The sequence below is a fragment of the Paenibacillus jamilae genome, from assembly GCF_050482105.1.
Lineage (GTDB): Bacteria > Bacillota > Bacilli > Paenibacillales > Paenibacillaceae > Paenibacillus > Paenibacillus jamilae_B.
Map to the genome: position 1 here is coordinate 186787 of NZ_JBCNHI010000001.1, position 22889 is coordinate 209675.

The 22889-nt window shown below is 47.8% G+C and carries 22 protein-coding genes and 1 riboswitch; of the genes, 2 read left to right on the forward strand and 20 right to left on the reverse strand.

What is annotated here, in order from left to right; genetic code table 11:
• Nucleotides 1–106: 106 nt before the first annotated feature.
• From upp to ABEW32_RS00795, 19 genes are all read right to left on the reverse strand, one after another.
• Complete coding sequence (gene upp, locus ABEW32_RS00705; protein ID WP_013312332.1) at nucleotides 107–736, reverse strand: uracil phosphoribosyltransferase; 630 nt, start codon at nucleotides 734–736, stop codon at nucleotides 107–109.
• A 353-nt stretch (nucleotides 737–1089) separates the two neighbouring features.
• Entirely contained in the window at nucleotides 1090–2355 is a 1266-nt protein-coding gene (locus ABEW32_RS00710) for an ABC transporter substrate-binding protein (RefSeq protein ID WP_430183746.1), read from the reverse strand.
• Nucleotides 2356–2370: 15 nt separating this feature from the next.
• Nucleotides 2371–3207: a carbohydrate ABC transporter permease gene (locus ABEW32_RS00715; protein ID WP_430183748.1), complete on the reverse strand. Its 837-nt coding sequence runs from the start codon at nucleotides 3205–3207 to the stop codon at nucleotides 2371–2373.
• Entirely contained in the window at nucleotides 3207–4088 is an 882-nt protein-coding gene (locus tag ABEW32_RS00720) for a carbohydrate ABC transporter permease (RefSeq protein ID WP_430183750.1), read from the reverse strand. Before ABEW32_RS00720 ends, ABEW32_RS00715 begins: the two co-directional genes overlap by 1 nt.
• Nucleotides 4089–4261: 173 nt before the next feature.
• A complete protein-coding gene (locus ABEW32_RS00725) occupies nucleotides 4262–5512 on the reverse strand; it encodes a serine hydroxymethyltransferase (RefSeq protein WP_430183752.1) in 1251 nt (416 codons plus the stop codon).
• A gap of 120 nt (nucleotides 5513–5632) precedes the next feature.
• A complete protein-coding gene (locus tag ABEW32_RS00730) occupies nucleotides 5633–6220 on the reverse strand; it encodes a TIGR01440 family protein (RefSeq protein WP_430183754.1) in 588 nt (195 codons plus the stop codon).
• 207 nt (nucleotides 6221–6427) lie between these two features.
• A riboswitch (ZMP/ZTP riboswitch) is annotated at nucleotides 6428–6509 on the reverse strand.
• A gap of 78 nt (nucleotides 6510–6587) precedes the next feature.
• Nucleotides 6588–7172, reverse strand: coding sequence for a low molecular weight protein arginine phosphatase (locus ABEW32_RS00735; protein ID WP_430183756.1), 585 nt, complete (start codon nucleotides 7170–7172; stop codon nucleotides 6588–6590).
• A gap of 85 nt (nucleotides 7173–7257) precedes the next feature.
• On the reverse strand, nucleotides 7258–7818 hold the full coding sequence (locus ABEW32_RS00740; protein WP_430183758.1) for a manganese efflux pump MntP: 561 nt from the start codon (nucleotides 7816–7818) through the stop codon (nucleotides 7258–7260).
• A gap of 143 nt (nucleotides 7819–7961) precedes the next feature.
• Nucleotides 7962–9245, reverse strand: a complete 1284-nt coding sequence (locus ABEW32_RS00745; RefSeq protein WP_430183760.1) for an L-threonylcarbamoyladenylate synthase — start codon at nucleotides 9243–9245, stop codon at nucleotides 7962–7964.
• 179 nt (nucleotides 9246–9424) lie between these two features.
• Entirely contained in the window at nucleotides 9425–10117 is a 693-nt protein-coding gene (gene spoIIR / locus ABEW32_RS00750) for a stage II sporulation protein R (protein WP_430183762.1), read from the reverse strand.
• A gap of 210 nt (nucleotides 10118–10327) precedes the next feature.
• On the reverse strand, nucleotides 10328–11521 hold the full coding sequence (locus tag ABEW32_RS00755; protein WP_430183763.1) for an FtsW/RodA/SpoVE family cell cycle protein: 1194 nt from the start codon (nucleotides 11519–11521) through the stop codon (nucleotides 10328–10330).
• A 75-nt stretch (nucleotides 11522–11596) separates the two neighbouring features.
• A complete protein-coding gene (prmC, locus tag ABEW32_RS00760) occupies nucleotides 11597–12496 on the reverse strand; it encodes a peptide chain release factor N(5)-glutamine methyltransferase (protein WP_430183765.1) in 900 nt (299 codons plus the stop codon).
• A 3-nt stretch (nucleotides 12497–12499) separates the two neighbouring features.
• Complete coding sequence (gene prfA / locus ABEW32_RS00765) at nucleotides 12500–13567, reverse strand: peptide chain release factor 1 (protein WP_430183767.1); 1068 nt, start codon at nucleotides 13565–13567, stop codon at nucleotides 12500–12502.
• Nucleotides 13568–13904: 337 nt separating this feature from the next.
• Nucleotides 13905–15005 (reverse strand): redox-regulated ATPase YchF, encoded by a 1101-nt coding sequence (gene ychF, locus ABEW32_RS00770; protein ID WP_016822869.1) that lies wholly within the window; start codon nucleotides 15003–15005, stop codon nucleotides 13905–13907.
• Between the two features lie 145 nt (nucleotides 15006–15150).
• The gene (locus ABEW32_RS00775) at nucleotides 15151–15642 is read right to left on the reverse strand and encodes a GNAT family N-acetyltransferase (RefSeq protein WP_430183769.1); all 492 of its coding nucleotides are present in this window, start codon (nucleotides 15640–15642) and stop codon (nucleotides 15151–15153) included.
• Nucleotides 15639–16739 carry a type 2 isopentenyl-diphosphate Delta-isomerase gene (fni, locus tag ABEW32_RS00780; RefSeq protein ID WP_430183771.1) on the reverse strand — a complete coding sequence of 367 codons (1101 nt, stop codon included), beginning with the start codon at nucleotides 16737–16739 and terminating at the stop codon, nucleotides 15639–15641. Before fni ends, ABEW32_RS00775 begins: the two co-directional genes overlap by 4 nt.
• 305 nt (nucleotides 16740–17044) lie before the next feature.
• Entirely contained in the window at nucleotides 17045–17536 is a 492-nt protein-coding gene (locus tag ABEW32_RS00785; RefSeq protein ID WP_430183773.1) for a DMT family transporter, read from the reverse strand.
• A gap of 56 nt (nucleotides 17537–17592) precedes the next feature.
• On the reverse strand, nucleotides 17593–18297 hold the full coding sequence (locus ABEW32_RS00790) for a Crp/Fnr family transcriptional regulator (RefSeq protein WP_430183775.1): 705 nt from the start codon (nucleotides 18295–18297) through the stop codon (nucleotides 17593–17595).
• A 56-nt stretch (nucleotides 18298–18353) separates the two neighbouring features.
• Entirely contained in the window at nucleotides 18354–18779 is a 426-nt protein-coding gene (locus ABEW32_RS00795) for a DMT family transporter (RefSeq protein ID WP_167437859.1), read from the reverse strand.
• A gap of 235 nt (nucleotides 18780–19014) precedes the next feature.
• Here ABEW32_RS00795 and ABEW32_RS00800 point away from each other — a divergent pair, with 235 nt between their 5' ends.
• A complete protein-coding gene (locus ABEW32_RS00800; RefSeq protein ID WP_430183777.1) occupies nucleotides 19015–20502 on the forward strand; it encodes a phospholipase D family protein in 1488 nt (495 codons plus the stop codon).
• A gap of 45 nt (nucleotides 20503–20547) precedes the next feature.
• Here the strand turns inward: ABEW32_RS00800 and cls are convergent, their stop codons facing one another.
• Nucleotides 20548–22059, reverse strand: a complete 1512-nt coding sequence (gene cls / locus ABEW32_RS00805) for a cardiolipin synthase (protein WP_430183779.1) — start codon at nucleotides 22057–22059, stop codon at nucleotides 20548–20550.
• Nucleotides 22060–22256: 197 nt separating this feature from the next.
• Between cls and ABEW32_RS00810 the strand changes: the two genes are divergently transcribed.
• Nucleotides 22257–22883: a TetR/AcrR family transcriptional regulator gene (locus ABEW32_RS00810; RefSeq protein ID WP_430183781.1), complete on the forward strand. Its 627-nt coding sequence runs from the start codon at nucleotides 22257–22259 to the stop codon at nucleotides 22881–22883.
• Nucleotides 22884–22889 lie beyond the last annotated feature (6 nt).

Genomic DNA, 22889 nt, shown 5'->3' on the forward strand with positions numbered 1-22889 from the left:
CTGTTGAACCCCTTTTCATAATAAACGTCTGCTTTCAGATCTTCCGTAATTCAGATAGATGATCTGTCTTAGCATCCATAGACTGTGCCAAACTGCCAAAAGTAGTCTACTTGGTTCCGTACAAGCGGTCTCCCGCATCTCCAAGGCCCGGAATGATGTAGCCATGGTCATCTAGACGCTCGTCCAGTGCAGCAACATATATATCCACATCAGGATGCGCATCCTGCACAGCCTTTACTCCTTCGGGAGCGGCAATCAGATTCATCATTTTAATTTGAGTACAGCCTCTCTTTTTCAACACATCAATCGCTGCAATCGCCGACCCGCCCGTTGCCAGCATTGGATCAATCACGATCAATTCACGTTCAGTTACATCCGTAGGCAGCTTCGTATAATATTCTACAGGTTGCAATGTCTCAGGATCGCGGAACAACCCCACATGCCCTACCTTTGCTGCTGGCAAAAGCTTTACGACGCCATCCAGCATACCCAAGCCTGCACGCAAAATCGGAATTAGGCCCAACATACGACCAGAAATCACTTTACCTTCCGTTTCAGCAACTGGAGTCTGTACCGTAATGCTCTCCAGCGGAATATCCCTTGTAATTTCATAAGCCATCAAGGTTGCTACTTCGTCAACCAATTCGCGGAAATCTTTCGTGTTGGTCCGCACATCGCGGATAAATGTAAGTTTGTGTTGGATCAAAGGGTGATCGCAAACCACCAGTTTTGCCATAATATATTCCCTCCGGTATTATCGTCACGTTCTTCCGCACCAGCATATCGAACATCCTGATTCGAAAGGATCTATGTAACCTATTTGTACAAACCAAATAAGCACAGATGCAATGCGTGCCTGTAAATCCTGTTTATTATAACATTCCCTTGGTTGATTTAACACCTGCCACCGCAACCTTTTGTCAAGGGAAAGATATGACAAGCAAATTACTTGGCAGACCCTATCTACCTGTGACTTTTGTCATATAAAATCATATCAAAAAGGCTCTGACGGCCCTTGACCGCCAAAGCCTTTTTAGCTTTAAGTTTCCTGCTGAGGTATAGCCACTAACTCCCCATGCAACATATTTTTTATCTATACTTCAGATTGTCCCACGCGCCCTGAAATTGCTGAAGCATTTCGTCCTTCGTAATAACCCCCGCAATATAGGCTTGCATACTACTGCTTAAATCCTGATTCAGCCCTTTCGGGAAGCGCTGGAAGTTCCAGCTCCATATCTTGCCTTCCTTCACATGCCGGGATATTTCCGCGCCCAAATCGCCTGTGGTCTCGTCACTGGACGTAATGCTTTTGAAGGCAGGAACGAACTTGAATTCCTTGGTAATATAATGCTTGCCGGTTTCTGATGTAACCAGCCAATTGAGAAATTCCTTAGCCTCCTGCTTCACAGGCGAATTTTTATTGACCACCCAGTTCGAGGCCACTCCCACAGCCAGCTTGTCTCCAGTGGAGGAATCATTGTCTATAGGCGTAGGCAGAATACCCAAGTTCAAGTTAGGGTTAATTCCATCTATTTGCGGCTGCGTCCAGTTCCCCTGGTGCATCATAGCCGCCTTGCCTGTTGAAAACAGTGTCACTTGTGTATTGTAGTCCGTTGTGAGCGGATTAGGGTTTCCATATTTTAAATTCAGGTCAAGCAACTTCACCCACTGATCGAACACGGGGTTACCAGGTATGCGAGCAGTCCCTTTGTTTAAATCCGCAACGTAGCTTTCCGGGTTCGGCTGTCTGGCGAAGGGGATATTAATAAAATGATTCCCCAGAACCCACCACTCTGCGTAGCCGTTAGCAAAAGGGATAATCCCCGCTGCTTTCAGTCGCTTGGCTGCTTCCTCCAGTTCATCTAACGTCCGAGGCAGTTTGGTGATACCTGCTTTTTTGAACAAATCCTTGTTATAAACAAAACCAAATCCCTCCAGGTTCATAGGCTGTCCATAAATCTTACCGTTAACCGTCATCGGCTTACGGGCGAAATCGTCCAGGTCCTTCACCCATGGCTGATCTGACAAATCCTCCAGGTACTCAAACCACGTATCGCGGTCCTGGTAACCCTCATTCGTGAAAATGTCTGGCTGGTCGCCTGAGGCGAATTTAGCCTTCAAGGAAGCACCGTAGTCCGTACCTCCGCCGACAGATTGGATATCCAGCTTAATGCCAGGGTGCGTTTTTTCATATTCAGCCTTCAGCTTGTTCAACGGCTCCGAAATCTCCACTTTGAATTGATAGATGTGTATCGTTTTGGTCCCACTCTGTTGAGCCTTCGTATTACCACAACCTGCGAGCATACTTGTAAGCAGCAACATCAGGGAGATGACAAGCAACACTGTCCTTTTCATCCGTTATCCCTCCCATCAGCCTTTTACCGCTCCGGCTGCAATGCCAGAAACGATGTATTTTTGCATCACCAGAAAAAACACAACGATTGGCGTGATTCCGAGTACCAGTGCTGGTAGTGCCAAGTCCCATTGCTTGGTATATTGACCAAATAGCATATAGGTGGCAATCGGAATCGTACGCAGCTCAGGATCGTTCAAAATAAGTGAAGGCAACAGATAGTCATTCCAGAACCACAGTGTATTCAAAATAAGCACGGTCACGAACATCGGGAGCAGCAGTGGACAAACGATGCGAAAGAACACTCCATAACGAGAGGAACCATCCACTCTTGCCGCTTGCTCGACCTCTAGAGGCACCGTTTTAATAAAGCCATGGAGCAGAAAAACCGATAAAGGCGCCCCAAAACCCAAATAGCACAAAATCAATCCTGGTATGCTGTTGTTCAGACTCAATACGTTAGACACTTCCATAAGCGGCAACATAATGGATTGAAAAGGAACGACCATCGCAGCCACAAGCAAACCAAACAGGAGCCGATTAAACAAAGTGTCGTGTCGAACCATTTGGTAGGCAGCCATCGAACTGATAAGTAGCAAAAGCGCATTGCTGGCGATCGTGACGATCAGCGAATTCCCGAGTGCTGTGGGAAAGTTTATTTTATTCCAGGCGTTAGCATAGTTTTCAAAATGGAAGGTTATCGGCCACGAAGCGGAATGGGCCAAAATGTCTCCAAAAGATTTAACAGAGTTCACAAGCAAAAAATAGAACGGAACCAAAAAGATCAATCCGACCACAATAAGCAATATTTCAGCTATCCGTGTGCTCAAACGATAGTTTGATGTTTTTTCCATTACATTTCGACCTCCTTTTTCTTCGTGAGACGCACCTGAATGCTGGTAATGATCGCAACGACCACGAAGAAAATCATAGCCTTGGCAGTCCCCAATCCAAGTCGATTATTTGTAAACGCTTCATTATATATGTCCAACGCTACAGACTCAGTCGCCTTGAATGGCCCACCCTTTGTTAATGCCAAATTTAACTCAAATACTTTAAAGGACCAGGATATCGCCAAGAACAAGCAAACGGTCACTGCTGGCATAATAAGCGGTACCACAATATGGCGCAAAATTTGTTTTCGGCTCGCACCGTCCATTTGGGCTGATTCAATCAGGGCGTGCGGAACATTATTCAAAGAGGATATGTAAATAACCATGAGATAACCTGCGTATTGCCAAACAAACACAATGACAGTTCCCCAAAAGGCAGTCGGTCCATCACCCAACCACGGCAGTTTGAAAAAGGAAAGCCCTGTCGCCTCCCCCACCGCAGAAAAGCCGCGTACAAATATAAATTGCCAGATGAAGCCAAGCAGCAAACCACCGATCATATTAGGCATAAAAAACACAGTTCGCAGTGCATTACGGGTACGCAACGGCTTTGTAAGTGCATAGGCCAGAAAAAAGCCCACTAGGTTCGTTAGAATAACACCACATACGGTAAATCGGACCGTAAACCAGAATGCATTACGAAAATCTGGATCATCTTTAAAAATATGAATGTAATTCCCTAGCCCAAGCCATCGGACATGTTCAGATACGCCATCCCAGTTCGTCATGGAATAATACAGCCCCAGCAGGAACGGAATGACCATAATCAAGACGAAAAACAACGCCATCGGTCCCACGAATACGAGCTGCTGCAATAATTGCGCGGATTTTCTTTGACTCAATGCAATCACTCCTTTGTCGTAGATCATAAAGGAAAATGCGCATAATCCTTACTGTAATCGCTTATTACCCAAAAACGTAAGTTTCGAGTCGTCTGGAATCAAAAAAGGCTTTCTCCCCTCCACGAACGGAAGGGAAAAAGCCTTATACCATAAAGAATATGAATGACGATGTTTTAGTATTGCGTTCCTGGGTAGATCGGGAACTTATCTGTCAACTCGCCAACCGCTTGGCTTGCTTTGGACAATACAGTGTCATCCTTTGGATTTTTAAGAGTATCCGCGATGATTTTACCGATTTTAACCATGGCCTCCTCATCCATACCACGAGAAGTTGCAGCAGGTGTACCAATACGGATTCCGCTGGTAACGAACGGACTCGTCGGGTCAAAAGGAATGGCGTTTTTGTTGACTGTGATGCCTACAGAATCCAATACATGCTCCGCTTCTTTACCTGTAATATTCAAATTGCGTGTATCCAACAGCATCAAATGATTATCCGTACCGCCGGATACAATGTTAATTCCCTCTGCCAGCAGTGTTTCAGCCAGCACCTGTGCATTGCGAACTACGTTTTGCGCATAGGTTTTGAAGGATGGCTGGAGCGCTTCACCCAAAGCAACCGCTTTGGATGCGATCACGTGCATCAGCGGTCCACCTTGAGTACCCGGGAAGATAGCTTTATCAATCGCTTGCGCCCATGCTTTGCGAGTCAGAATCAGCCCCCCGCGCGGACCACGCAGCGTTTTGTGTGTCGTTGTTGTCACAAATTGGGCGTGAGGAACTGGACTTGGGTGAATTCCGGCTGCCACGAGACCTGCGATATGCGCCATATCCACCATGAACAATGCACCTACGTCATTAGCAATGGAAGCAAAAGCTTCAAAATCAATAGTACGTGGATATGCGCTTGCACCAGCTACGATCAGACGAGGGCGGTGCTTGAAAGCTGCTTTGCGAACTTCATCGTAGTCGATGCGGAAGTTGTCTTCACGCACACCGTAAGCGGCAAAGTTATACAGCAAGCCAGAGGCATTAACCGGGCTTCCGTGTGTCAAATGGCCGCCATGCGCCAGATTCATACCCAGCACCGTATCACCAGGTTGAAGAGCTGCCAGATATACCGCCATGTTAGCTTGTGCTCCAGAGTGAGGCTGCACGTTTGCATGCTCGGCGCCGAATAGTTCTTTCGCGCGGTCACGTGCAATATCTTCGACGACATCAACATGCTCACAGCCACCATAATAGCGTTTGCTCGGATAGCCTTCAGCATATTTATTAGTAAGCACGGAGCCCATGGCTTCCATTACGGCTTCACTGACGATATTCTCAGATGCAATCAGCTCGATATTGTGGCGTTGCCGTTTCAATTCAAGCCCCATTGCTTCCATCACTGCCGGGTCACTTTTACGCAGATGTTCCATCATGATTGATTACTCCCTCTCCATGGTCAAATTGTTGGGCATACAAGCAAATGCCTGCTCCTCTGTTGGGTACCTCATCATCAATGCAAAAAAATCAGTACAAACATGCCGACATGCCAAATGCTAATCGCAGTTTCCGCCGGCTTCTTGTTCCAGACTGTACACCGCCCGTTGTCCGCCAATAAGTGGAGGACGAGTGAACGCAGCCGTCACACGTGCTTCACCAATCCAGCGAAGGCTTGGTCGAAACGGAACAGCAATCGGGCGCAGATGCATGCCAATCAGCGTTTCGCCGATGTCTAGCCCGGCATGAGCCTGTACGTTCGCCGCCAGACACGCATCGTCCATAGAACGATAGGCAACGGTAGCCATAGAACCCCCTGCTGTACGAACAGGAACAGCCGCAACCTCCATCAGTCCCCATCGCTCCAGTAAAGACCGTTCAACGACTAGTGCTCGGTTCAAGTGTTCACAGCATTGAAACGCCACATCAAAGCCATACTCTCTGCGGACGGACTCTACTCCAGACAACACTTGCTGAGCCACATCAATCGCTCCTGCCGTGCCGATCCGACTTCCAGCCACTTCACTCGTGCTTGCACCAATAACCAGCAGGCGACCAGCTTTGAGACCGGCCACTTCTACAATTTCCCGCACGACAGAAGCAGTCTGTGCTTCGAGTGAAATCTCATGATCCAATTGTTCTACCATTGGAACCTCCTTTGGTTGAACAGCCTCTCAGAGACTAGGCACGGTTTCATGCCTCAAGTTCAACACACTCTCTCCTGATCACAATCTGACTATATTATAGCCGATGTTTCAGAATTCGAGCAGAAAAAATGGAAGAACAAGTAGACAACAAAAGATTTGTGGTAACTCGTATACGAAAAAAGAGCAGTCCACACCCATGTGGAATTGCTCTTTTGCCCAGGCGACCGGCCGTATATCCAATGCTCCATCGTGGTTAATCCCACTTTTGTCGCCAGTTACATTGGATTCTCATTTTTCCACCTTATCTTAACGGATTAACCGCTGAAAATCAACAGATCCCGTACAAAATAGAGGATTGGTGCCCATTTTATTCGGAATAGCCCTTTAACTTGTCCAACAACTTATGCAAAGCCGTACGTATTTCCGCAGCTGTGACATCATAGTCCTCCCGCGAACCGCCAAACGGATCTGAGATATCAAAGCCTGGAATCCGTTGATGCAATTCAATCATTCGTTCACGCTCCTGTGCCGATAGCTCTTGTCCAAGTGAAGCCATTAACTGCATCGAAGCATACAAGCCATCTAACTCCTGTACATCATTCAGCACTGCATCCCGGTCCTCCACATATTCCTTAAGCGTAAATACTTTGCCCGCCGTTTGGGGAAACCGTTGAATGACGTGCTGTTTATGCCCTTGTGTCAAGGTTAAGATCAGATGTGCCCATTCGGCAAGTCCATCGCTTAAAGGGGTTGAAGTGATCTGATCGGATATATCATGATCACGTAGAACCGCCTCTGCATGTCGGGATATCGGTGTTCCATCCATCGCAGCGACTCCAGCGGAACGCACGTCTAGCTCCAGCCCATGCTCGGCAGCCAACTTGCGCAGCATCCCCTCAGCCATCGGACTACGACAGGTGTTCCCTGTGCATACAAATAAGATATTTTTCAACGTCTTCACCCCCCGTATGTTAAAAATATATATAAACAGAGGATTACTAAAATCCTGTATTTATTTTACACTGTCTACGTTAAAATCAAAACATAAACATAAAGCCGAATGCCAGCAAAATGGCTCCGCCCACCGCTTCTCCATAATCACCCAGATTGCGGCTGACCTTGCGCCCCAGCAACAGACCCAGCATGGCCATCGCTCCCCCGCAAAAACCAAAGGCTAGGACAGTCAGCACCAGATCACTCTGGAACATCCCCAGTGATACTCCCACAGAAAATGAGTCAACGCTCACTCCAAGTGCAAACAATAAAAGGCCCAAAGGCGAACGATGATCCAACACCTGTGCGCCGTCTCCCTTGAAGGAATTATACACCATATGCCCGCCCAAAAGGATGAGTAGCCCCCCTGCGAAGTAGGTCGTCACATGGCCTAATAAAGAGCTCATATAATGGCCTGTGAACATTCCCAGCAAGGGCATCAAGATGTGAAAAAAACCAATCACAATGCTGATGCGCAGCACGTCCCGCAGGCGTATCCCCTTCATACCGATCCCTACACCCAGCGACAGCGCGTCCATCCCCAGCGCTACCGCCATGATCAGAATCGTTACTACCTGCCCAGCATCGGCAGAGGCTGCCAGCATACTCCATCCCTCCATTATCCGTCTGTTCTTGTACACGTTATGCGGACAAGGGGCAAATCAGTACAAGCAGGCACTGAAAATACCCTAAACAAAGACGAAGAGAGAGGGGAATTTAAAATAAGAGGCTTTATAATTGACGGAAGCTACAACCGGATGATTCGATGGCCGGCCGCTTTAAGCAGTCGATTCATGACGGCGTCTCCCAACCCTTTCGGCGGGCAGGCTTCCGCCAAAATATAGGTGACGCCGTCCTCATCGCAGCGGCGCAGTACGCCGTATAGGCGTTGCGCTGCCTCGTACAGCGCGTCCAGCTTGCCGAGCGTGTAGACCCGTTCTCCGGCGTAGCCGGCGGCATGGTCATCGAACGCGAGCACCGCCGTGCGCTCCCCGCGCGCGGCTGCCTCCGCTAGCGCCCCGCGAATCCAGCCCGTCACTTCAACAGACGACGGGCCTTGTACCACGCTCAAGCGGCCTCGCGGCGCATAGTGCGTATACTTCATGCCTGGCGAGCGTGGCGCCAGGCTATCGGTGTCCTGCCCCGGTGTGGCAGCCAACGCCGGGTCCAATACGACGGCGCGTGCAACCGTAGCGAGCTGTTCTGCTGTCACGCCGCCAGGGCGCAGAATGGTGACGGTTCCGTCGTCACCTGCTTGCACCACCGTGGACTCCAGCCCCACCCCCGTGGGACCTCCGTCCAAAATACCGCCGATGCGGCCCTCCAGGTCCTCCAGCACATGCTGTGCCAGGGTCGGACTGGGCCTTCCCGAGCGATTGGCGCTTGGTGCAGCCAGCGGACAACCGGCTTCTGTGATCAAGCGCAGCGCGATCGGATGATCCGGCATGCGCACACCGACCGTGTCCAATCCTGCTGTCACACGCGCTGACAGTGCTTGCGGTACTACCGGCAATACGAGAGTCAGCGGTCCTGGCCAAAATGCGTTCATCAGCGCTCGGGCTGTATCGTTAATTTCCGCTACCATGCCTTTTAATTGAGCAGCATCGGAAATATGTACAATAAGCGGGTTATCGGACGGACGTCCTTTAGCAGCGAATACCGCCTCCACCGCTTTAGTACTGCGAGCATCCGCCCCCAGCCCGTACACCGTTTCCGTAGGGAAGGCTACCGTCTCTCCAGCCTGGAGAAGTGCGGCAGCCTCGCGTATGCCGTTTTCGGCGGCGATTAGAGCCTGTCCAGCCGAAAACTCTTCAGCACCTTCCCCATCCGTGTTGTACATAGAATTAACGGAATCTGCTTTTGCCACCTCAAAAGACGTGGTAGCAGGTGTAGTTATGCTTTCTTCAGGAACCAGACATCTTACATCCCACCAGTGTGTATGAGAAGACTGTGCCACCTGTTCCTGCCCTGCTCTATCCTTTTTCACAAATCCCGCGTCCAAGTCTTGCATTCGATTCACTTTATCACTCATATCAGATCATCCCATATCTTATTGTCATAAAGGCCAGTTCATTGCTCTAATCCCCAAAAATCCATTTGAACAAATCAGTTCAATTTGCCTCTGCCCTCTGTATATCTATCGTAAGCTCCATTATAGCATATGGGGAAGTTACACTCGTTGTCCTCTTTTCCATCGCTCTGGCGAAGCATTTAGGCAAACAAGCCGCTCACCCAGCTCCACAGCCCCGCAAGGGCATCCCACAGGAAAAAACGTACTTCCGGCTCCTTGTCAGTAGCATTCGTGCGACTGTCTCCATGACTCGTTTTTGCCGATACAGTTTGTGCCGCTGCTTCACCACTGCCTGCATCAATAAAACACAGCGGCGGGAACAGCACACACCACCAATTTTGTCCTTTTCCTTGCCCCAACGTAACCCGAAGCGCCTCATAATTCCCTGCCGGGTACACAAGACCACCGTACATTTTCGTCGGAAAAGGTACACTTGCCAGCTCTACCTTATGATTATACGCTATACCACGACGAGCCAGCTCCGCACCTACCAAGCGATCAATTTCAGGTAAATGTGCATCAATCAACACTCTGGCTTGGCTTAGGCTTTGTGGATTGTCCAGTTCACCGACCCATGTATTCATCTGCTGCACAATAGCGTCTCGTATTTCGCGTTTAACCAACTGATCCTCTGGACGATCCGAATTAGCCAAAATGCGTAGTCGGATAGAATCGTGTGGAATTACCTTCAGCCCTGCGCTGGTCACTCCAGACACTAGGGTTGCTTTTGCTCCTGTAGTCATCGCAGCATCCGTTTTTTGGCCTTCCCAAGACATCATTAATATTGAAATACAAAAGAGTATCATTGCAGCTTGCTTCATCCAGCTTGTCATCTTCGTCCCCCCAAACCCAAACTCTATCATGTCTATCAGTCTGTCCGGTTTGGGAGAGTCTAAACCTATGAATCTCGTAAAAAATAAGGTTATCGCAAGCTTATCGTCACTAGGGATATAAAAAAGCCCAGATTTCACAATCTGGACTCTTTCGTTATACCGTTTTAATTCATACAAATCCCCGTCAGGATTTAGCCACAATCCACTACACTAGGCTTTTTTCGCCTTCGTCAGGCTTACTCTGGAAGGCTGCGGCAGGTCATCCTCCAGTTCTTGCCCATGCACCTTAATACTCATCACCAAGCCAATACTAGCCATGTTAATAAGCAACGAGGTACCACCATAGCTTATGAACGGAAGCGTAATCCCCGTAAGTGGCATAATGCCCAGAAACGCACCAATGTTCTCAAAAATCTGATACAGCAACATGGACACAATCCCGACAATAATATATGGTCCAGCCCGATCCCGGCATTCCAGCGAAATCAGGATCATTCGATGAATCAAAATAAAATATAGCAATAGCAGAATGGATGAGCCTACAAACCCAAACTCCTCTGCGACAACTACAAAAATGGAATCCGCATACGTATAAGGAACACGCCCGGACTGTACCGAGGTTCCTTGTAAAAAGCCTTTGCCCATCATTCCGCCAGAAGCTATTGCCAGTTTGGCATTTTTGGTATGATAAGATGCCTTCGCGGTCGCTTCCTCCGGTACCAGCCAAGGGTCCAAGCGCTCTACCCAGTGGCTACGGCCAATGCCTTTCATAAAAGAATCTATCTCATCGTGAAATGAAATATACGCTTTAATCCCTCCGCCAACGGCGACTGCAAATACGATAAATCCGATTAGCGCATGGGATGCCTTCACATTACCAATCCATAGCATACCTATGACAATGACAATGTAACCGAGCGCATTACCCAAGTCATTTTGTGCCATGACCATGGCAAACGGGACAAAGCTCACGAGCGCTACTGGAAGAACATCCTGAATAAAATACAGCTTGCTCTTGCGCTTTTTAATCAGCATATACGCCAAAAAAATGATAAGAACCAGTTTGAATACCTCGGCAGGCTGAAGATTCAATCCGCCGATCTTCAAAAATCCCTGAGAGTTATTTACCGTCCCGCCAAAAAAGCCGAGAATCAACAGGAATATCCCGCCACCATATACGTACAAAGCTTTTTTGATGAATATCCGAAAATCGACTATCGCTAAACCCAAAATCACTACAAAGCCCAATATATAATACCCGATCATCTTCTGGTAATCATTTCCATGCTCTGCTAAGTTTGTAGGGCCTCTACCAGCGCTGTATACCGTGATGATACTAATCGCCATGAGCAAAACCAGAATAAAGATAACCGGACCGTCAATTTTTTTCAATTTCTGAAGCATGATTTCCCCCTGAGCCGTTTCTCGGTCATACTCCTCTTATTCTAAAGGAAAGACTCGCAAAAAGAAAATGCAGCACTATTCCGAGACACCAAGGACATGTCGCTCGATCCCCGCTAGGTCAGGAATGACTAAAATGTTCTTCCAATGACCTGCCTGTTCTAGTAGATCAGCCACGTCCCTGGCCTGTCCCATCCCCAGCTCAAACCCAATTAACCGGGGGGGCGCCTGAAGGAGCCCCAGTTGCTCCAGCATTGCCCGATACGGGCCGAGCCCGTCAGGACCTCCATCCAGCGCCATTCGCGGCTCATGGTCGCGCACCTCTGGCTGCAAGCCAGCGATGTCAGCAGCCGGAATGTACGGCGGGTTGGACACGAGAATGTCTACCGCTGTGCCCGCAAACGGCGCCAACAGATCACCCTCGCGGAATTCTACGGCTGCGCCGTTATCAGCGGCGTTCTGGGCCGCCATTTCGAGCGCAGCGGCCGAAATATCCCCCGCCGTCACGCGCCAGCTCGGCCGCTCAGCTGCCAGCGTCACGGCAATCGCGCCGCTACCCGTGCCAATGTCGAGCGCGTGCGGAGCGCCGCTCGGCCATAGCCGGTCACCGTGCTGGAGTATCGCCTCGACGAGCAGTTCTGTCTCGGGGCGCGGAATCAGCACCGACGGTGAAACCGCAAACGGGCGACCATAGAATTCCTGCTGCCCGATAATATACTGCGCCGGTTCACCCGCAGCTTTACGGGTCATGATCCGTTCCCATGTCTCCTTAGCGGAGGAAGGGAAAGGATCGCCCAGAGCGGCGTAAAACCTCGTACCTTCCAGTCCAAGCACATGTTCCAGCAGCAAGCGGGCATTATGCTGCGGCTCTAACACGCCACAGCTTCCTAAAAAAGAAGAAGCCTCAACTAAGGCTTCTCTGACACTCATGTTCCGTTCCGGCGGCATCCGATACACACAATCGCGTTCGTTCCCCAAAACTTAAACCTCTTGTTCCATCAAATCAGCCTGCTCTGCAATGGTGAGCGCTGATACGATTTCTTCGATCTCTCCGTTCATCACCTGATCCAGCTTATGCATTGTTAGACCAATGCGATGATCCGTTACACGGCTTTGTGGGAAGTTATAAGTACGGATGCGCTCACTGCGGTCCCCGGTACCTACTTTGCTCTTACGCTCGCCTGCATATTTGGCTTCCTCTTCCTGGCGCAGCATATCCGAAATACGGGCACGCAAAACTTGCAGCGCCTTCTCCTTGTTGGAGTTCTGAGATTTGCCGTCCTGACAAGTTGCCACGATACCTGTTGGCATATGCGTTACACGCACCGCCGACTTGGTTGTATTAACGGACTGACCACCCGCACCGCTGGAGCAGAAAGTATCCACGCGGATATCCTTGTCTAAAATTTCGATATCCACTTCCTCTGCCTCAGGCATCACGGATACCGTCGAGGTAGATGTATGAATACGTCCACCAGATTCCGTCGTCGGAATCCGCTGTACACGGTGGGCGCCGCTTTCGAATTTCATTTTGCTGTAAGCGCCGCGTCCGTTAATCATGAAGATAACCTCTTTAAAGCCGCCAAGGTCATTCATATTCGCATCCATCAGCTCTACACGCCAGCCTTGGGTATCTGCATAACGGGTATACATCCGGTACAAGTCCGCTGCAAACAGTGCGGCCTCGTCACCACCCGCAGCACCACGAATTTCGATAATAACGTTTTTATCATCGTTCGGGTCCTTAGGCAGCAGCAAAATACGGATTTTCTCGTCTAGTTCCCGCTTACGGGCACTCAGCTCTTCGATCTCCATTTTGACCATTTCACGCATCTCGTCGTCCAGCTTTTCACCCTGCATGGCTTTAGCAGCGTCCAGCTCTTCAACAACAGTTTTATATTCGGTATATGCTTCATAAGCAGGCTGTAAATCAGACTGTTCTTTGGAATAATCTCTAAGTTTTTTGCTATCGTTCGCCACATCCGGATCGCAGAGCAGTTCGCTCAGTTTATCGTAGCGGTCCGCCAATGATTGCAATCGGTCCAACAAGCGATTCACCTCTTCAGTTAAATTAATATGAAACCAGCTTTAAATTCACTGGCTACAGCTCTTTATTATAACAACTATTTGATTAATTAGCTACATAAAATACTTGCTAATTTGGGATTTTGCAAAAATCTGCAAACCGAATTGAAGTCGAATATACAAAATCCCTTTTTAGCGCGTTGTATAACAAACTTTCAACTAAGAAAAGAAATGGGAATCAAATAAAAAGCCGCCGCCCGGGACAGGCAGCGACTACGTAATTAGTACATGCGGGAAACACATATACAATTACTTAATATGTTTGTACATAAACACTGATTACTATACGCCGAAATGCATACTAGACATTAAAGCGGAAATGCATAACGTCGCCGTCCTGCACCACATATTCCTTGCCTTCCAAGCGAAGCTGACCACGTTCCTTGGCTCCGTTCATAGAACCAGCAGCGACCAAATCATCGTAGGATACAACCTCGGCGCGAATAAATCCGCGTTCAAAATCCGAGTGGATTACGCCCGCAGCGCCAGGTGCTTTTGTTCCCTTGTGAATCGTCCATGCGCGTACTTCCTGCACACCTGCTGTGAAATACGTATACAGTCCCAACAAGCGGTAAGCTGCTTTGATTAGACGGTTCAGACCGGATTCAGCCAGCCCCAGCTCTTCAAGGAACATCGCCTTGTCTTCGCCTTCCAGCTCAGCAATTTCAGCCTCTACTTTGGCGCTGATTGGTACCACTTCAGCATTTTCCGCTACTGCAAATTCACGTACCTTTTGTACATATGGATTGCTGTCAGCTTCCGTCACACCATCTTCACTGACATTAGCCGCGTACAGTACAGGCTTCATCGTGAGCAAATGAAGGTCACGTATAATCAGCTTTTCGTCTTCTGACAATTCTACGCTACGTGCAGGTTTGTCAGCATACAGCGATTCCTTGATCCGTTCCAGTACTTCAACCTCTTGGGCGTACTGCTTGTTACCGCCCTTCATGTTCTTGCGGGAACGATCAATGCGCTTGTCTACACTTTCAATGTCCGCCAGAATCAATTCCAGATTAATCGTCTGAATGTCGCTGATCGGGTCAATTTTGCCGTCCACATGGGTAATATTCTCATCTTCAAAGCAGCGTACCACATGGACAATGGCATCTACTTCGCGAATATGGGCCAAAAACTTGTTACCCAAACCCTCGCCTTTACTGGCACCTCGCACAAGTCCAGCAATATCAACAAATTCAAAAGCCGTTGGCACTGTTTTGTTCGGCACTACCAGTTCAGTCAGCTTATCCAAACGCTCGTCCGGCACTTCAACAACCCCTACATTGGGATCAATCGTACAAAATGGATAGTTTGCGGATTCCGCTCCCGCCTGCGTTATTGCATTAAACAGTGTTGATTTGCCTACGTTCGGCAGACCCACGATCCCCGCTTTTAAAGCCATAATCAGAACAACTCCCGTTTATATAAAATATGCGTTATACCCTCTGTTAGTTTACCAACCCACATTATATAGGAGAACCTATACATGCGGCAAGCATACAACAGTGGATTTAAGATTTTGCCGTAGCCTATTTAGATATCTTTATTTAGATTTCCTTGCTCATCTGGATATCCGTAACCCGATAACCTGACTTGCGATATACATGCAAAGCCCGCTCATTATGCCCAAATACATGCAGACCGATGCGAACCGCGCCCAGCCTTCGAGCTTCTTGTTCCAACGCCTGCATCGTCAACGTACCCAGACCCTGCCCCTGATATGAATCGTAAATGAGAATATCCAGTAAAAAAGCCTCTTTGCCTTGCGCACCTTCTGTAATGTTGAACCAGATATATCCCGCTTCCTTCGCACCCTGACCCGTACTATCTGAGTACTCCAGCATATACAGGTGAGCATGAGGTGTACCCAGTCTTTGCGGCAAGTATGTTGCGAAACTTTCCTTTGCCCGCTCCGGTGCTTCTTCCACCGTCCACGTGCCTGCCTGGATTTTTTCCTCCGCATAATCCGCGAGCGAACGCTGCTCAAAGCGTTCATACTGCTCGTCGTTCATCGGAACCAATTTGATAAATCCACTCATCCATTCGCCTTCTTTCTTAGCCTAGTCGTGTCTTTGAGACCTTCAATCCCAGCTACTCCGATGCCAAACATGACTGTACGCAATTCCAGCTCTACTTGCTCCAATCGTGCTTCCAGTGCCTCGCTAGAGGCGACCGCCGAACCAAGCAAAGAGCGACCAAAGCCTGCCATGTCAGCACCCAAAGCAAGTGCCTTCGCAGCATCGACACCGTTTTGCAGTCCGCCGCTACCGATCAGAGTGCCATTAGGCTGAGCTGCTCTAACCTCCACGATACAATCAGCGGTCGAATTGCCCCAATCTGCAAATGCCTCTGCCGCTGCACGGCGCACAGGATCAGGATTACGAAATTTCTCCACCTGGCTCCAGCTTGTCCCGCCTGCTCCAGCGACATCAATAAAAGCGACGCCTGCATCGTACAATCTCGAGGCCGTCTCGCCATCTATGCCCCAGCCTACTTCCTTCACGCCTACAGGCACCGAAAGACGAAGACACAATTCCTCGATGCGTTCAAGCAGCCCGCTAAAATCCAAATTCCCTTCCGGTTGGAAAATCTCCTGCAATCCGTTCAAATGCAGCACCAACATATCCGCTCCGGCAATTTCTACTGCACGTTGGCAATCGTCCACACCAAATCCGTAGTTGAGCTGCACTGCTCCCAGATTGGCAAGGATGGGGATGCTGGGTGCCAGACGGCGAACCGCAAAGGTTGAAGCCAATTCTTCTTTTTCCACCGCAGCTCGTACGGAGCCGACACCCAGCGCCCAGCCGCGTCTCTCTGCTGTCTCTGCCAATCGTTCATTAATCGCTCCTGTCTCGGTGCTACCGCCTGTCATCGAACTGATAAGCAGCGGTGTACGAATAGCTCCTCCCATAAAGGTTGTATCCAGACGCACCTCGTCAAAATGAAGCTCAGGCAAAGCGCAGTGCTTAAAGGCATAACGCTCCAGCCCGCTGGTAATGCCGTGTCCGGCCACATCTTCCTGCAGACAAAGGCGGACATGCTCAATTTTCCGTTCACCTGTCTGTGCGGCAGGCAACAAAGAGCCGGATCTGTCCGAGCCGTCAGGTGATCCCTTTATATTTTCAGCATTACTCATCTATGTTCCACCTCATCCAATCACTCTGTTTATTTCAGGTTCACGAAGCACAAATAAGACCGTTCCCGAACACGGTAACCGATCTATTTACTGTCTCATATATCCAATATCAGGCTTATAAAGCAGCTATTTTAAGATATTTTCATTGTATCATGGATGAAAAAATATATACACGACCGCTAACATTTTTTTATCGCCTATGGGCTAGAAGAGCCACACTCCTGTTAGAGCAGCGGCTTTTCTGCACAATGCCCTTCCAAAAGTGCCTCCCTATCCCAACATGGCAAAGCTTATCACAACTTCCTTTACCCCTTCATCGAATCAGGTACAGGTGTAATATTTTCTTGTGGTTCCTTAGTGCGTCCTTGACCAAGCTTAAACACTAGAATACCGCCAATAATGACGATTACACCGATCAGCTTATTGAAGGTAAACGGAATTTTTTCTAATCCCAGCCAGCCTAACGAATCCCATAGCAGGGCGGTACCCAATTGCGCCGTCAATACTATGGAGATTGCATAGGTAGGACCAAGTCGCTTCATTCCTTGCACCAGACAGAACACAACCCCGACACCAATCATGCCACTGAACCAGTACCACAGCTGCATATGCTGTAGAGCAAATGTATTTTTCCCTTCAAAAATAAGACTCCCGAGTAAGGAAGCCAAAAACCCTGTTCCCAGTACCAATGTCGTTGTGGCCCATGAACCTGTCCGCTCATTCACCTTATTATTGAATATCGTTTGCAGACTGACCAAAGCCCCTGCGATAACTGCCAATATAAGCCCTAATAACATATTTAGCTCTCCCTTGAAGTCTCTTTAATGTTTTGCACCTACTCAAAGCAATATGATTACAACGATTCATAAATATTATGGCCAGCCAGTTCACTCAAACCTTTTCTGTCCCGAATGACAATGTAACCCTTTGCCCGTTCAACCAATCCCTCTTCAATCATCTTGCGAATAACACGGTTAAGGTGTCTGTAGCTGGTTCCGATCAAATTCGCCACATCTACCAGCCCGGATACACGTAGCTCCTCATGAAAGACAGAATTGGACTCGTCAAAAGAAACAGATAGCAGATAGCTCGCCAGCCTAACCTCCACCGGATACATAAGGTTAAAGTTGGAGAAATCAGAATCCAGACAAAACTTTCGCGTGACAATATCCAATAGAAATTGCAGCAAAGGTGCATAGTCTTTGCCATACTTATTCATCCATTGGTGATGAACACCTATCACATAGATCGGTGACACTGCCTCTACTGTATTGATGACGTGACTATTACGAATATATTCAACATCGCCGATGACCTCGATCGGTGTTTTGAAGCAAAGGATTAGCGTCTTTCCTTCTGTAGAGCTGGTAAAAATTTTGACCTTGCCCTGCACCAGAATATACAGATGTTCAATAACATCTCCCTGCGAACAGAGCTTTTCCCCTTGCTCCAAACGATGCAGCGACAAGTAGGGATGCAGTGGCTTGTAGAGTATGGATTCTAGCTGATGCAGATGCAAAAAATACTTTAGCTGCTCTTGATCCTGAATTTCTCTCATCTCTTGGCTCACCTTCAGTTTCTACGTTCTAAGCTTCCTCTATAAATAAAATTATTTTAAAGCTTCAGAATAATGACACCCGCGATCATCATACCGATACCTATAAATTGTGGCAGTTTCATCTTTTGCTTCACGATACCAAACCATCCCTTGATGTCTACCAGGAAGGTTAAACATAACTGAGCGATCAACAGCGCCGAGATTGTGAATGTAACCCCAATATGTTGAATAGCTGTGACCTCACTAAATATAATGATAGCCGCAAAAGCACCACCCCAAAGATACATTGGCTTTACCTGTTTCATTTCAGACACACGGCCATCCTTTGTAAACATCCAGACTAAAGCTGCCAAAATAAATCCTATTAACTGAGTAACGGTAGCCGCCTGCCATGTCCCGATATCCTGACTAATCCGTGTATTCGCTACCCCTTGTAACGTAATACAAGCGCCTCCCAGAAAAGCAAACAAAATCCCTCTCATTAGTTGTTATTCTCCCCATGTAAATGACTTTTGTATCTATTTAAGTATAGGTTAGCCTGACCATAAAGGACATATGTCCTCAATTCATAATAAAAAGTTCTTGGTTTCCTTCCGTAGCCATCCCGCTTCAACCCTGTGCACTTGCGGTAATAATTAGACAGTATCTAATCATAACCCACATGTTCGGACACGATAAAAAGGAATACAGCATTTCAATGGAGGAGTTGATCGTCGTATGACTAAACAAAATTCGCTGCATTCTGTGCCAGAAAAATCAAGGCAGAAGGGCCGTTCTATTAAAATCGCCATTCTGGTGCTTATCCTCTGGCTGATTGCCGTCATGCTGTATCAGACCCATAAACCGTTGCCTCCGTTTATCTCTTATGAAAGTCAGGAGTATACAACGCACGAGGTAAACTTTTGGACAGATTTGACCTACCCAACCGGGGATGGGAGCACAGCACAACATGAAGGACAAATTTTGAATCGTATGCTCGGGATCATTGATGAAGCCCAGCAATTTATCGTCATTGACCTGTTTCTGTTCAACGATTACAAGCATAAAGGCCAGCACTTCCCCGAAGTCAGCGCACAAATGACTAATCATCTTATCGCCAAAAAGAAGGCCCATCCTGAGATGCCTATCTTCTTCATTACAGATGAAGTCAATACCAACTATAATTCTGCTCCCAATCCGTTGTTGGAGAATATGAAGCGGGCAGGGATTCAGGTCGTGCAGACCGATGTAGACCCGTTACGGGACTCCACACCCCTCTATTCAGCGGTGTGGCGTACTTTTTTCCAGTGGTTCGGGCAGCAGGGGACTGGCTGGCTTCCCAATCTGATGGCCAGTGACGGACCTGACGTTACAGCTCGCTCTTATTTAAAGCTGTTAAACGTCAAGGCCAATCATCGAAAATTGGTAGCCAACGAGCAAACTGCTCTCATCTCTACAGGCAATGTTCACGACGCAAGTGCCTATCATTCCAATGTTGCCCTGGAGGTGAAGGGACCGATCATCGGGGATATTTTACAAACAGAGCAGGCGGTATTGAACTTCTCGGGTGGGGGGCAACTTCCTATGTATACACCTCAGGCAGAGCCAATAGTTCCATCAGGTAAGGACCGCTACCGGATCAAATATCTCACCGAAGGCAAAGTATATACCTCCGTTCTCAATGGCATTAAGCAGACGAAGCAAGGGGACAGCATTCATATGGGTATGTTTTATTTGGCTGACCGCAAAGTCTTGAATAGCCTGCTGGATGCCTCGGCACGCGGTGTGAGCATCCAATTGCTACTGGACCCCAATGAAAATGCATTTGGTCAGGAAAAAATAGGCATACCTAACCGTCCGGTTGCCCAAGAATTGTCCGATAAATCAGAGGGAAACATTCAAATTCGCTGGTATCATACCACCCATGAGCAATTCCATACCAAGCTGATTTATATTGCCAGGGCACAAGGAGAGCATTGGATTTGGGGTGGCTCTACCAATTTGACCCCCCGTAATTTGGATGATTTAAATTTGGAGAATGAATTGTGGGTGGCCGCTCCGGCGGACAGCAAGCTGACCCGACAGGTGGCGGCCTATTTTGATAAGCTTTGGAATAATCAGGGGGCTGATTATAGTCTGGATCTAGCAGCTTACGAGGATCATTCAACATTTTGGAAAGATATTGTATATCGTCTCCAGGATATTTTGGGCTTTACTACATTTTGACTATAGTGTTACGACTATAGCCCATTTAAGCACATTCCTTGAAGCTTACAGCAGCGGTGAAAGTAGACGAGCGAGTGATTCCATTAAACGTTTGAACAGACGCTTTTTCATGAATTCCTCGCGTACGATCAAACTGGCATTGTGCAAATCTCGCTCGTAGTCATTCACCATTTGCTGCACACTGTGTGTTTGAATCAACAGAGCGTTCACTTCAAAATTCAGATGGAAGCTGCGCATGTCCATATTGGCTGTCCCAATAGTCGCAACTTCCCCGTCAATAATGAGAAGTTTGGAGTGCAGGAACCCTTTTTCATATTCATATACCTTGACTCCCACCTCCAGCAACGATTGGAAATACGAATGAGATGCGAGAAAAGGCAGCCATTTATCCGGTTTCGCGGGAAACAGAATACGCACGTCCAATCCAGATAAAGCAGCCATCCGTAAAGCAGTCAGGATATCTTCATCCGGGATAAAATATGGAGTGGCAATCCAGACGGATTTGCGGGCGGATGTAATCATGGAGAAGAACAGATTTTTAAGCACTCTCCGCTCATTGTCCGGTCCGCTGGCAATAATCTGTACACCGCCGTCCGTGATCGGTTCAATATCGGGAGACAGATATTCGCTATCCAGCACCGATTCACCCGTCATATGAAGCCAATCCTGTAAAAATATAAGTTGAAGCGTCCGCACCGCTTCGCCCTTCACTATCATATGCGTGTCACGCCAAAAGCCGTAGGCTTTGTTGCGGCTGAGATATTCATCTCCCACATTTAGACCACCGATTAACCCGATATTGCCGTCGATAACTACAATTTTACGGTGATTACGGTAGTTTACCCGGCTGGAGAAGAACAAGATCCGTGCACCGCCATATGCGACAACCTCTACTCCTGCATCCTTCATTTCCTTCAGGAATGCCTTCGATAGCTGAATACTACCGACCGCATCGTACATAAACCGTACCTTAACACCCGCTTTTGCCTTCTCGATCAAAATTTTCTGAATGCTGGTACCGATATCATCCGACCGGAAAATGTAATATTCCATATGGATATGATGCTGCGCCTTGCGCAGTTCTTCCAGCAGCGTGGAGAAGGTTTCATCTCCATTATTCAGAATCTGGGTTTCAGTCGCAAAATAAATCGGAGAGCGGGCCAATCTCCGGGCCAGACGCATCAGCTGCTGCTGTTCATCTGTAAAGCAGGTCAAATCTCGTTTGACCCGCAAAGCATCCTTTTCGATACGCTCATAAGCCTGTTGGTCACGCAAAGCTTTTTTGTCGTACTTACGGCGCTTGAACACATTTTGCCCAAACAAAAAGTAAAGAGGAAGTCCAACGACTGGCAGCAACGCCAGCAGCAAAATCCAGGACATGGTGGTGGAAGGATTACGATTCTCCGAAAAAATAATTAGACTTATGGAAATAACCGTCAGGGTAGAGAAAATACTGATGACAGTTCCTTCATTTTTGCCGATGTAATTAAACAAGCCAAAATAATAAATAATAAACACCATAGCTGCGATTAATACGGCCAGTAAGCTTCGCCTCATAACTAACCTCACTTCCAATGAACTGCATTTAAACAGGTATTCTTCATTATATTGTACATGAGCCCCATATTTCTTCCCACTTTTTTATTTAAATGTTGATTAAAAAAATCCAAAAATACATCACGGAATGTCGTTGTGTTGACACTTACTTTTTTTCATGCAAAAATAAACTAACGAACGTTAGGTAGGTGATGATAATGGGAATGGAAGAGATTCGAAAGGCCGCTCTTTTTCAATTTGCCGCTAATGGGTATGAGGGAGCATCCTTAAGCAGTATTGCCGCCGAGGTTGGAATCCGAAAACCGTCTATATATGCGCATTTTCAGGGCAAAGAGGATCTGTTTTTGCAGGTGGCAAGTTATGCGTTTCAAGAGCAGAATTTGCGTATCTTTGAATACTTTACGGAACGCAAAGAGCAGTCGCTGGAGCATACACTGCATGACTTTCTCTTCTGGATGGAACAGGAATACGAGAGCAACAACTCAGCCAAGTTTATGCTTCGTTTTTCCTTCTTTCCACCTGTATCTTTATATAACGAGGTACTGAATATTGTGAATCCCTTTTTGGAACAAATGGAGCGAAAATTAACTCGTCGCCTCCGGAATATACGAAATCGGGAACCCATTGCACATATGAAGCCAGCGGATGTGGCTTTAGCCTACATGACATTGGTGGATGGAATCATGGTAGAGCTGCTGTACAGCGGGAGCACCAACTACCACCGAAGGTTGGAAGCGGCCTGGCCTATTTTTTGGCGTGGAATTACATTAACTCTACCTCGTGGAGGGTCAAGCAGTCTTGATTGTAAAAATCTAGTGAACTAAGGAGAA